Genomic DNA, 11074 nt, shown 5'->3' with positions numbered 1-11074 from the left:
GGTGTGATGCCATAGGCCCATGAACGAGACCCCTGATCTCGTCTCTGCCGCCGATGACAACGCGAGAAATCCGGATGTGCCGGGCGACACCGACGATTCAAGCGCCGAGACGCTCCTGCCAGGCGTTCCGATGAGCCTCGCCGAGCCGGGCCGCTACGCGGCCCCCGCGCGCCACCGCGGGCGCCGCCGCTGGCGGGTCGGGCTCGTCTCCGTCCTGGTCCTCCTGCTCGTCCTGGTCACGGGCGTCGGCGCCTTCGGATGGTGGCTGCGCCATCGCGTGGACTCGGCCATCGAGAGGATCCCGGACCCCTTCGCCAGCCTCACCGAGCGCCCCACCGGGGCGGATGCCCGGGGCGATGCCCCGGTCAACATCCTCGTGATGGGGTCGGACTCCCGGATCAGCGCCGGCGACCCCTCCCAGTGGGAGGAGGGCGGCCAGCGCACGGACGCCATGATGATCATCCACGTCAACGGCGACCGCCGGGGCGTCTCGGTCATCTCCATCCCGAGGGACTCCTGGGTCCCCATCCCTGGGCGCGGCACCGGGAAGATCAACTCCGCCTTCTCCTACGGCGGGCCGGCCCTGGCGATCCAGACCGTTGAGAGCCTCACCGGCGTGCGCATCGACCACTTCGCGGTGGCCGACTTCGAGTCCTTCGCCACCCTTACTGACGAGATCGGAGGGGTGACGATCCGCCTGGAGAAGCCGATCACGCTGGCGGGCGCCGAGTTCGCCGCGGGCCCCCAGCGCCTCAACGGCGCGCAGGCCCTGGCCTTCACCAGGGAGCGCTACAGCCTCTCCCGCGGCGACTTCTCCAGGATCCAGCGCCAGCAGGCCTGGATGCGCGCCATCGTCTCCCAGGTCCTCAACGGCGGTCTCATGTCCGATCCCGCCGGGCTCTACAGATTCCTCTCCGTGGCGGCCAGGACCACGTCGGTGGACGAGGGCTTCTCCATCGACGAGATGCAGGCCCTCGCCCTGAGCCTGCGAGGCCTGGGATCGAGCGGCGTCACCTATGTGACCGCCCCCTTCCAGGGGACGAGCACGAGTGAGGACGGCCAGTCGATCGTCGTGCTGGACCAGGCCGCCGACGCCCCGCTCTTCGAGGCGGTTGCCAACGACACCGTCTCCCAGTACCTCGCCGAGCACGCCGACGCCGTCCCGCGGCTGCCATCGGCCGTCGAGTGAGGCGGAGGCCGTGGGGCCCCGCTCGCCGGCCGCGAGCGGCATCACCGGAATTTGGCGGCATCACCGGCCCCCTGGGCCTTCAGATGGAGTGAGACAGTGACGACGACGCGGACCCTCGCCCCGGCCGACCCATCGGACGGGGCCCCGATCAGCACCGTCGCGGTGGTCGGCCTGGGATACATCGGCCTGCCCACCGCGGCGGCCCTGAGCAATGCCGGCCTGAGGGTCATCGGCGTGGACACCTCCGCGTCGAGGGTCGAGGCCGTGGGCAGGGGCGAGCCCCCCTTCGCCGAGGAGGGCCTCAAGCAGGCCGTCGCTGAGCAGATCATGAGGGGCAGGCTCACCACGCAGCGGACCATGCCCCGGGCCGACGCCTACGTCGTCGCCGTCCCTACGCCCCTGGCCGCCGGCAACCGGGCGGACCTGGGAAGCGTCGACGCCGCGGGGGCGGCCATCGCGCCGGTCCTGGCCGGGGGCGAGCTCGTCATCCTGGAGTCGACGTCGCCGCCGGGCACCACGGCGCGTCTGGCCCGCGCCATCCAGGCGGCGCGCCCCGACCTGGCGGTCCCACTCGCCGAGCAGGACGACGCGGGCGGCGCGATCGGCGGTGCCGCGCGCCCCGCCGCTCCCGAGCGGCGCGCCGGCGCGGCCGTCGACGTCGTGCACTGCCCCGAGCGGGTGCTGCCGGGGCGGGCGATGGCCGAGATCGTCGAGAACGACAGGATCATCGGCGGGCTCACCGCCCGAGGGGCTCGGCGGGCCCGCGACCTCTACGCCGCCTTCTCCACCGGCGAGCTCCTGCTCACCGACGCGCGCACGGCGGAGCTGGCCAAGCTGGCGGAGAACGCCTACCGGGACGTCAACATCGCCTTCGCCAACGAGCTCGCCGCGATCTGCGCCGACCAGGGAGTGGACCCCTGGGAGCTGATCGAGCTGGCCAACAGGCACCCGAGGGTGTCGATCCTCAAGCCTGGCCCCGGCGTGGGCGGGCACTGCATCGCGGTGGACCCCTGGTTCATCGTCGAGGCCGCCCCCGAGCGGGCGCGGCTCATCCGCGCTGCCCGGGAGGTCAATGACGCCGCGCCCGGGCGCGTCGTGGAGCAGGTGCTGGGCGCTGTGAAGGGGCAGGCGTCCCCTACCATCGCGGCGCTGGGGCTCGCGTTCAAGGCCGACGTCGACGATCTGCGCGGATCTCCCGCCCTGGCGATCGTTGAGGCGCTGGCGCGGGCGCTCCCGCGCGCGCGGATCATCGTTGCCGAGCCGCATATCGACGCCCTGCCGGAGCCCCTGTCCGGCTGGCCCGGAGTGAGCCTGGCGTCCATCGAGGACGCGGTGGCCCGGGCGAGCGCCGTGGTCCTCCTCGTGGACCACCAGGAGATGCGCGGCCTCGACCCAGCGGCCCTCGCGGGCAGGGCGGTGATCGACACCCGGGGCCTCTGGCGCCAGCGGAGATCCTGAACGTTCACTGAGAATTGCCAGGTCAAACGCTGTTTCTGTGAGGTTGTCCATGGAATTGCGGCCATTGAACGGATGACAGGACCGGATCGATCGGCCATACTCGGTGTCGAATCGTGATCTTCGGTTCTGAAGGTGCTCTGGCCTCTCCCTGAGGAGTTCTTCGATGCGTCGCGTCATCACATATGGGACATTCGATCTCCTGCACTACGGGCATATCGAGCTGCTCCGACGCGCGAGGGCCCTCGGCGACTATCTCGTGGTCGCCCTGTCGTCTGATGAATTCAATGCCGGGAAGGGCAAGAAGGCCTACTTCTCCTATGAGGAGCGCCGGGCGATGCTCGAGGCCATCCGCTATGTCGACCTGGTGGTCCCCGAGAACAACTGGGAGCAGAAGGTCGATGACCTCGTCAAGTACGAGATCGACACCTTCGTCATGGGTGACGACTGGACGGGTCGGTTCGATGAGCAGCTCGGCGGTCTCTGCGAGATCGTGTACCTGCCCCGGACGCCTGAGATATCGACGACGCAGATCAAGGGCGACATTGCCCAGTCCTGATCTCCGCTGACGCCCCACGACAACGAGCACGAGGGAGGCCCGATGACCGCGGATAGCCCCGAATCATCCACGACGACCGCGTTGAAGCCGATCTGGCGCGCCGTGGTGCCGAAGTCCGTGCGGCGGGCGCTCTACCACCGGCGCCATCGGACCGCCGAGCAGGGCCAGCAGCCGTCCCACCTGCCGCCCGTGCTCGCGGCCGCCGCCTCCACCGGGCCGGTCCAGCACTCCATGACCACCGGTCCCAAGCTTCTCCGTCATCATCCCGGTGTACAAGGTCGAGGAGTACCTCGATGCCGCCGTCGAGTCCGTGGTCAAGCAGACCTACAAGGACATGGAGATCATTCTCGTCGACGACGGCTCGCCGGACCGCTGCGGCCAGATGTGCGACGCCTGGGCCGCCCGCGATCCCCGCATCCGCGTGCTCCACAAGCCCAATGGCGGGCTCTCCGACGCGCGCAACGCGGGAATGGCCGTCGCCACCGGGGACTTCATCGGCTTCGTCGACTCTGATGACCTCCTGGACCCGCGCGCCTATGAGCGCCTCATGGGCGCCCTGGAGCACAGCGGATCGGATATCGCCACGGGCAACGTGCTCCGATTCCAGGGCGAGAGGAAATGGCAGGGCTGGAACCAGGGGTACTCCCACGACCAGTCCCTCTACCCCGAGCTCGCGCCCGGGTCGAGGGTGGCCACCGGTGTCCAGATCCAGGATCACCCCGAGCTTATGTTCGACACGACCTCCTGGAACAAGGTCTACCGGCGGTCGCTGCTGGCGGCCCATGGCATCGACTTCCCCGTCGGCAAGCTCTACGAGGACATGTTCCCCGTGGCCCGCGCCTACGCCGCGGCCTCGGCAATCGACGTCGTCTTCGACTCGGTCTACCTCTACCGCGAGCGCGAGGACCGCTCCTCCATCACCCAGAAGCGCGGGGAGCTGAAGAACCTCGTCGACAAGATGGAGATGGTGGACCGCACCTGGGACCTCGTGGCCCAGCAGGACAACCCCGAGGTCCTGCGCGACACCCTCCTGTTCAAGCTCCTCGAGGGGGACCTGCCCGTCTACGCCCCCTACCTCGGGCGCGACCCCGAGTTCGACCAGGCCTACATCTCTACCCTCACCCGCTACTGGCCCTACGTGACCCCCGATCTCATGGGCCGCATACCGCTGGGGCGCCGGGCCCTCGTGGCCTGGCAGGCCCGCGGCGAGATCGAGATGGCCGACCGCGCCGAGGCCTGGATCAACCGGCACTTCTTCGACATCCCCGTCATCGAGGACGAGCGGGGAATCCGCGCCGATCTCAGCGTCAACACCGAGATGCTCGCCCCCCTCATCGAGGGCGGCTACGACTCGATGACCCGCTACGCCAAGCCCCGCTGCACCGTCACCGAGGCGCAGATCCGCGACGGGCTGCTCACCGTCGAGGGCTACGCCTTCCTCGACATCCTTCCCACCGGCGCCGAGCAGGTGATCTCCTTCGAGCTGCGCTCCACCGACGGGCTGACCGTGCCAATCGGGCACCGCCGCGTGCGCAACGAGTGGGCCAACGGCTCCTGGCCCGCCGGCATCGGGGACCGCGAGGACTGCGGCTTCATCATCTCCGAGCCCCTGGCCACCCGCCTCCCGGCGCTCCCCGGGGAGCCCGGCGCCTCGCGCGCGTGGAGCATGTGGTACTCGGTGGCCTCGCCCACCCACGCCTCCGACTTCGAGGAGCTGCGCCCCGTGTGGCGCGGAGGCGCGATCCGCCTGGGGGACACCGCCATCTCCGACGACGGCTGGAGCGCCTCCATCGACTGGTCCTCCTGGACCAGGCCCCTGACCCTGGACCAGCGCCGCTTCTCCTTCATGGCCACCGGCGTCGTCGAGCGCGACGCCAGCCTCGCCACCATCATCCGCTCCGTCGACGGCTGCGCGATCCGCGAGGCCCGCTACATCCGCGATCACGACTCCACCACCCTGCCCGCGGTCCTCAGGGCCGCCCCCGACGGCGTCGTCGAGGCCTCGATATCCATGTCGAGGGTCCCGGGCCGCGACGTCCCCAAGGGGGCCCGCAATGGCTGGCACCTGGAGGTCAAGAGCGCCCGCGGGGACTGGGAGCGAGTCGTGCCCGCCCAGGGCCTCGTGCGCGAGGGCCCCGACCGGGCCTGGTCGGTCCGCGGCGACTCCGACGGCTCCCTGTGCCTCGTCGACGGCGCCTCCTCCCTCATCGTCGACGAGATCACCTACGAGGGCCACGCCTGGCGCCTGACCGGGCGCTGCCCCGCGGAGGTCGACCCCGCGTCCACGGTCTCCATGTGGAGCGATCAGGGGGCCTTCGAGCACTGCGCCTTCGAGGTCCCCTCGCCCGGGCGCTTCGCCGTGACCATCCGCCCCTGGAAGAAGGGCTGGTACGCCGACCGCGAGATCGCCTGGAGGACGGGGGAGTACCACTTCTGGCTGCGCGTGGACGGGCGGGACTCCAAGTACCGCATCCGCGCCAACTCCTCGCTGCTCGAGACCACCCTCCAGATGAACATCTGGGACGGCGCCCTGCACTCGCGCTTCCACGTCTCCGCCGACTCCCTGGACATGACCATGCGGGTCGACGAGGGACTGCTCCATACCGAGCGCGGCCGCCACAACCGATTCCGGCTCCTGGGCCAGTGGAAGACCGCCACGGGCGTCGAGCCCATGGACGCCGCCGTGTTCGCGTCCTTCATGGAGGGGCACGCTGCCGATTCGCCCCTGGCCCTCTTCGAGGAGCTCAAGAGGCAGGACACCGGCCTGGACCTCTACTGGGCCGTCAATGACGGCTCGGTCATCGTGCCCGACGGCGCCACCCCGCTGCTCAAGGGCTCAACCAAGTGGTTCGAGGTGCTCGCCCGGGCCCGCTACGTCGTCAACAACGTCGGCGGTATCGAGGGATACGGGAACCGCCCCTTCCAGCGCTACCTGCAGACCTGGCACGGCACGCCGCTCAAGCACGTCGGGCGCTCCCACATCGAGGAGACGCCCTGGGCCTACGCCGTCGGCGCCCTGCGGGGCCGCGAGGAGAAGCTCGGAGTGGGACGGCCTCGTCTCGCCCAACCCCTTCTTCTCCTCCATCGCCGCCCGCGAGTTCTTCTACGACGGCCCGATCCTGGAGATCGGCTACCCCCGCAACGACCGCCTCGTGCGGGCCGACGACGCCGAGCGCGCCCATGTGCGCTCCCGCTTCGGCCTGCGCCCCGACGCCCGCGTGCTGCTGTACGCCCCGACCTTCCGCGAGACCGGCGCCGGCGGCCAGGTCTCGGCCATGCGAGAGCTGCTCGACCTGGACCGCCTGGCCGACGATCTCGGCGAGGAGTGGACCATCATCCTGCGCGGGCACAACTACAACCGCCGGGCCTCGGCCAAGGACGTCAGCCGGGCGCGGATCCTCGACCTGACCGAGCACCACGACATCAACGACCTGATCATCGTCTCCGACGCGCTGGTCACGGACTACTCCTCGGTTATGTTCGACTACCTGTGCACCGGTAAGCCCGTGCTCAACTACGTCCCCGACCTGGAGGAGTACACCGCCTCGCGCGGCATGTACATGACCGTGGGGGAGTGCGCGGTGGGACCCCTCCTGCACGAGCAGGACGCCCTCCTCGCCGAGCTCCAGGGCATCGACGCCTACGACGAGCGCTACGGGGACCGCTACCGCCAACGCGCCGAGTTCTTCGTCCCCTGGGACGACGGGCACGCCTCCGAGCGGGCGCTCGGCGCCCTCCTGACATGACAGACCGACGAGCAGCGGCATGCCAGCCGCGCCCAGAACGAGGAGGAACAGTGGGAGTCTTCGACGACGTGGGGACCGTCCGCCAGGAGGCGGGCAGCAGGACCGTGACCGTGGACCTGTCCTCGCTCCTGTCCTCGCCGCAGGCGATCCTCAGGCCCGCGACCATGGCGCCGCCGGACCGCCTGAGGGTCACCGACGAGCGCCTGGGCACCGACACCACCCTCATCGCCCTGGCCCGCCAGAACCCGGGCGTCAGGGCGGCGCTCAAGGCGATCACCGCGGAGGGGTACCTCGTGGCCGGCGCCGGCGACGGCGAGGGCGTCCTCGTGCGGCGCGGCTGCGTCGGCTCCTTCTGGGACGAGGTGCGCACCGGCGAGTGCTCCCTGACCCGCTCCGGCGTCGCCTACTCCTACCAGGAGCCCGAGCGGGGGGTGCCCGCCCGCTACCTCGTCGTCGTCTTCTCCGGCATGCACTCGGACTGGAACCACCCCGGGCTGGACCGCTACATCTTCCCCCAGTTCCGCCACATCGGGTCCCTGACTCCCCCCGGCACGGCCGTGCTGAGGCTGGGCGACCTGGGCGGCATCTCCGGCTCGTTCTTCATGGACACCGCCGACGCGCCGTCGAACTGCGATGACATCTCCGAGCTCATCGTGACCGCCATCAACAGGCTCGGCCTGCCGCCCCAGCGCGTCTGCCTCATCGGTCCCTCCAAGGGAGCCACCGGCGCCGCCATCCACGGGCTTCGCCTCCACCTGCCCTTTATCGCCGTCGACCCGGTCGTGGACGACACCTACTACCGGGAGGAGCGCGACGACCAGCACTTCACCGGCGCCCCCATCTTCCCCAGGCGCGTCGAGGAGGTCCTCGCCGAGCTCATCGACGCGCCCGGCAGCGCCTCCCCGCCGCCCGGCGCGGTCCTGACCGCCAGAGGATCCGAGATCTCCTCCGACGCTCTCGCCTTCGCCCGAGACCTGCGGCGCCCCTGCGCCGTTTACGAGTCCGATGACCCCAGGGTCGGCGCCCACCCCGACGTGGCGCGCGCGGTCCTCGGGCCAGCCATCACCGTGCTCAACGCCCTCCTGCTGGGGATCCCGGTGGGGAGCACGATCGCGGCGCAGTCCACCAGCGCCCACAAGTGCTGAGAGGTGCAGAGATGGATTACCTAGACGGTGTTGAGCTCCTGCCCCGCCGCCCCCACAAGGGCGTGTGGGACGTCCCCCTCGACGACTTCGCCTCCGACCCGGCCGGCTTCCAGGCCGCCCTGGCCGACCAGGACCCCGACTTCATCCGGGTCGCCGACGCCGCGATCACCGGCCCCGGGGGCCCCATCGGGGCGGGGCGCGCCGACGCCCGCCTCCACGCCCTTCACAAGCTCCTGGCGGGCAAGGGCTACTTCATCTGGGAGGGCGGCGACGGCGTGGCCAAGTACATCGCCCGCGGCCGGATCCGCAGCTTCTGGGAGCCCATCGCCTCCGGCGAGATCTCCATGACGAAGGACGGCGTCCTCTACCAGATGATCCTGCCCGAGGGCGGCAACGCCCTACGGCGCCTCGTCGTGGTCTTCTCAGCGATCCACGCGAATGACGACGAGGCCTCCCTGTGGCGGTACTTCCCCCACGACTACCAGCACCTGCGCGGACTGACCCCCGGGGACACGGCGATCCTGCGCATCGGCGACCTGGGCGGCGTCGTCGGCTCCTTCTACGGCGACACCCTCGACGCTCCGGGCAACGCCACCGCCATCAGCGCGCTCATCGCCCGGGCGATCCGCTCCTTCGACATCCCGCCGGCGCAGGTGTGCCTCCTGGGCTCCTCCAAGGGCGCCACCGGCGCCGTGCGCCACGGGGTGGCCCTCGGCCTGCCCTTCGTTGCCGCCGACCCCGTGCTGGGGGACCAGTACCACGAGCGCTCCCACGACGACGCCCACTTCACGGGCCCGGAGGTCTTCACCTCCACCAAGGACAGCGTGTTCGCCGAGCTCCTGGCCTCTGAGCGCCCCACCGGGGGCAGGGGGGTGTTCCTCACCTCCCCGCGGTCGCCGCAGCACGACATGGTCGTTCAGTACGCCCAGAGCCTGCGCCGCCCCACCCTCCTCCTCGACTCCTCGGATGTCATGATCGCCGACAGCCCATGGGAGCCCGGAGTCGTCCTCGGCCCGACCCTCATGGCCGTCAACGCCCTCATCCTGGGCTGGTCCCTCCCCGAGGGCACCATCGAGCTGTGAGCATGCGGCGCGCGCTGTGGCACCTGCGCCACGGCGGCCCGGCCGGCCTGAGGGAGCACCGCCGCCGCCAGCGCGCCGCCCGGCCCACCGTGAGCCGGCGTCGCGCGCGCGCCGCCGTCGGGCGGGGCGTGGAGGGCATCCCCGATTGGGATCTCCCCGAGGCCACGGCGCCCCGGCACGACGTGACCGTCGGGGTCATCGCCGACGAGTTCACCTCCCTCGCCCTGCGCTACGAGTGGCGCGCGGTGCTCCTCGACCCGCTGCGCTGGCGAGCCCAGTTCGCCGAGCGGCCCCTCGACCTCATCTTCGTGGAGTCCGCCTGGCATGGGAACGACGACGCCTGGATCTACCAGGTCCTCGGCGACTCAGCCCCCTCCGAGGGGCTGCGGGACCTCATCGCCGCGGCGCGGGCCGCCGGGATCCCCACGGTCTTCTGGAACAAGGAGGACCCCGCCCACTACGACGACGCCATCGCCACGGCCGCCCTCTTCGACCGCGTCTACACCACGGACTCCACCCTCGTGCCGCGCTACCGGGCCGAGCTCGGGCATGACCGCGTCGGCGTCCTGCCCTTCGCCGCTCAGCCATCCATCCACAACCCCATCCGCCTGGTCGGCCCGGACGGGCGCCCCGTGGAGCGCCGCGGCGTCGCCTTCGCCGGCATGTACTTCGCCCACAAGTACCCCGAGCGCCGCGAGCAGATGGACACCCTGCTCGGCGCCGCCGCCGACGCCGGGCGCTGCACGGGCCACGACCTCGTCATCTACTCGCGCTACCTGGGGGACGACGACCGCTACCAGTTCCCCGGGCCCCACGACGCCGCCGTGCGCGGCAGCCTCGACTACGTCCAGATGCTGTCCGCCTACCGCGCCCACCGGGTCTTCCTCAACGTCAACTCCGTGGTGACCAGCCCCTCGATGATGGCGCGGCGCATCTTCGAGATCACCGCCTGCGGCACGCCCGTCGTCACCATGCCCAGCCCCGCCACCGGCGCCTTCCTGCCCGGCGGGAGCCTCGCCGTCGTCCAGGACCGCGCCGGCGCCGAGCGCGCCATGCGGGCGCTCTGCGCCAATCCCGGGCTCGGCGACCGCATGACGCACCTCGCCCAGCGCGAGATCTGGGCCCATCACACCTACGCCCACCGGGTGGACACGGTCCTGGCCGACCTGGGGATGCCTGAGCGGCGCCGCCGGATCCCCTCCGTCGCGCCCCTCATCTCCACCAACCGGCCCCACCGCCTGGTGGCGGCCCTGGAGACCCTCGCCGCCCAGGAAGAGGTGGAGATCCGCCCGATCATCCTCACCCACGGCTTCGAGGCCGACGCCGCCGCCCGCGCCCGCGCCCGCGAGCTCGGCCTGGAGGCCACGTGGATGAGTGCGCCGGCCGGCACGAGCCTCGGCGCCAACTACGCGTCCATGCTCCAACGGGTCGAGGCCGACCTCATCGCCAAGATGGACGACGACGACCTCTACGGCCCCCACTACCTGTCCGAGGCCCTCAGCGCCATCGACTACTCGGGCGCCGGGATCGTCGGCAAGCACGCCCACCACGTGCACCTGGCGGGCAGCGATCTCACCGTCCTGCGCTTCCCCGAGTGGGAGCACAGGTACACCTCCTTCGTCTCCGGACCGACGATCGTGGCCAGGTCCGACCTCGCGCGATCCGTTGGCTTCCCCGACACCAGCCAGGGCGAGGACACCGCGCTGCTGCGCGGCGCCATCGACGCTGGCGCGAGCATCTACTCCACCTCCCGGTTCGGCTTCGTCCAGCGCCGGGGCGCCGCCGCCGATCACACGTGGGCCATCGACGACGCCGAGATCCTGGCGACCTCGCGCATCAGCCACTTCGGCGCGCCGGGCGCCACCGAACTGCCCTGAAGGACCGTCCCGAGGGGCGCG

The 11074-nt window shown here is 71.0% G+C and carries 7 protein-coding genes and 1 pseudogene; all 8 read left to right on the top strand.

The features are described 5' to 3' along the window. Nucleotides 1–19 precede the first annotated feature (19 nt). The 8 genes and pseudogenes from ABXS69_RS08105 to ABXS69_RS08070 all read left to right on the top strand — a co-directional run bounded on the left by ABXS69_RS08105 (nt 20) and on the right by ABXS69_RS08070 (nt 11053). Entirely contained in the window at nt 20–1189 is a 1170-nt protein-coding gene (locus tag ABXS69_RS08105; protein ID WP_366180186.1) for an LCP family protein, read from the top strand. Between the two features lie 96 nt (nt 1190–1285). Then, nucleotides 1286–2647, top strand: coding sequence for a UDP-N-acetyl-D-mannosamine dehydrogenase (gene wecC, locus ABXS69_RS08100; RefSeq protein WP_366180185.1), 1362 nt, complete (start codon nt 1286–1288; stop codon nt 2645–2647). 163 nt (nt 2648–2810) lie between these two features. After that, nucleotides 2811–3203 (top strand): glycerol-3-phosphate cytidylyltransferase, encoded by a 393-nt coding sequence (gene tagD, locus ABXS69_RS08095; RefSeq protein ID WP_366180184.1) that lies wholly within the window; start codon nt 2811–2813, stop codon nt 3201–3203. Between the two features lie 256 nt (nt 3204–3459). Beyond that, nucleotides 3460–6183: pseudogene (locus ABXS69_RS08090) on the top strand (glycosyltransferase); the annotation flags it as partial. Nucleotides 6184–6286: 103 nt separating this feature from the next. After that, nucleotides 6287–6949 carry a CDP-glycerol glycerophosphotransferase family protein gene (locus tag ABXS69_RS08085; RefSeq protein ID WP_366181576.1) on the top strand — a complete coding sequence of 221 codons (663 nt, stop codon included), beginning with the start codon at nt 6287–6289 and terminating at the stop codon, nt 6947–6949. A 50-nt stretch (nt 6950–6999) separates the two neighbouring features. Beyond that, nucleotides 7000–8094 (top strand): XcbB/CpsF family capsular polysaccharide biosynthesis protein, encoded by a 1095-nt coding sequence (locus ABXS69_RS08080; protein WP_366180183.1) that lies wholly within the window; start codon nt 7000–7002, stop codon nt 8092–8094. Nucleotides 8095–8105: 11 nt separating this feature from the next. Next, nucleotides 8106–9176, top strand: coding sequence for an XcbB/CpsF family capsular polysaccharide biosynthesis protein (locus tag ABXS69_RS08075; protein ID WP_366180182.1), 1071 nt, complete (start codon nt 8106–8108; stop codon nt 9174–9176). Nucleotides 9177–9178: 2 nt separating this feature from the next. Beyond that, nucleotides 9179–11053 carry a glycosyltransferase gene (locus ABXS69_RS08070; RefSeq protein WP_366181575.1) on the top strand — a complete coding sequence of 625 codons (1875 nt, stop codon included), beginning with the start codon at nt 9179–9181 and terminating at the stop codon, nt 11051–11053. Nucleotides 11054–11074 lie beyond the last annotated feature (21 nt).

It is taken from the genome of Actinomyces timonensis, from assembly GCF_040702965.1.
GTDB lineage: Bacteria > Actinomycetota > Actinomycetes > Actinomycetales > Actinomycetaceae > Actinomyces > Actinomyces timonensis_A.
Note: the sequence above shows the minus strand (reverse complement) of the source record. Positions and strands in the feature narration are given on the sequence as shown.

Bases quoted from the DNA above. Each gene is read 5' to 3' on its own strand.
- ABXS69_RS08105 (WP_366180186.1), top strand. From the start codon at position 20: ATGAACGAGACCCCTGATCTCGTCTCTGCCGCCGATGACAACGCGAGA.
- tagD (WP_366180184.1), top strand. From the start codon at position 2,811: ATGCGTCGCGTCATCACATATGGGACATTCGATCTCCTGCACTACGGG.
- ABXS69_RS08075 (WP_366180182.1), top strand. From the start codon at position 8,106: ATGGATTACCTAGACGGTGTTGAGCTCCTGCCCCGCCGCCCCCACAAG.
- ABXS69_RS08070 (WP_366181575.1), top strand. From the start codon at position 9,179: ATGCGGCGCGCGCTGTGGCACCTGCGCCACGGCGGCCCGGCCGGCCTG.